This window comes from Shigella sp. FC1567, from assembly GCF_001743015.1.
Classification (GTDB): domain Bacteria; phylum Pseudomonadota; class Gammaproteobacteria; order Enterobacterales; family Enterobacteriaceae; genus Escherichia; species Escherichia coli.
In genome coordinates, this window is record NZ_MIIV01000392.1 from 1 (window position 1) to 482 (window position 482).

Annotated in this window: 2 protein-coding genes; one reads left to right on the top strand and one right to left on the bottom strand. The window is 41.5% G+C overall.

What is annotated here, in order from left to right:
• The first annotated feature begins 150 nt into the window (after positions 1-150).
• Positions 151-348, top strand: a complete 198-nt coding sequence (locus BHE85_RS27715; protein ID WP_077900954.1) for a YdaE family protein — start codon at positions 151-153, stop codon at positions 346-348.
• Here BHE85_RS27715 and BHE85_RS27070 read toward each other — a convergent pair.
• Positions 254-482: transposase (locus BHE85_RS27070; protein ID WP_073717781.1), on the bottom strand; the 229-nt coding region annotated here is incomplete at its 5' end. The genes BHE85_RS27715 and BHE85_RS27070 overlap by 95 nt on opposite strands.

A 482-nucleotide genomic window follows, 5' to 3' on the forward strand; every position in this document is an offset into this window, starting at 1 on the left:
ATTTTCTACAATCGTCAGCGTCGTCACTCTCGTCTGGGGAATATCTCCCCGGCAGCCTTCAGGGAAAAATATCATCAGATGGCTGCTTAAAAAAAGAACCACCTCAGGCAGACCATCAGTCATACCGGGATTAAAAAATGGCTGTGGAGAATCAGAAAAATTCTCCAGCAAAAAGGTGACCCGGATTTAATACAATGTGATTACCATCTCTGCAATAAACAGTTTTTACCTGAAAAAGCTTTTACTGGCGAGCTTATTTATATGCATGGAAACATGATTGCCAGAAAGAAACGAAAATATTGCGGTGCAGCTTGTGCCGAAAAAGACAAGATGGCACACGAACTTTAATTAACTGAATATTCGAAACTGAATTTATGCCAGCAATGGGGTAATGCTGCCAACTTACTGATTTAGTGTATGATGGTGATTTTAAGGTGCTTGCGTGGCTTCCATTTCCATCAGATGTCCTTCCTGCTCCGCTA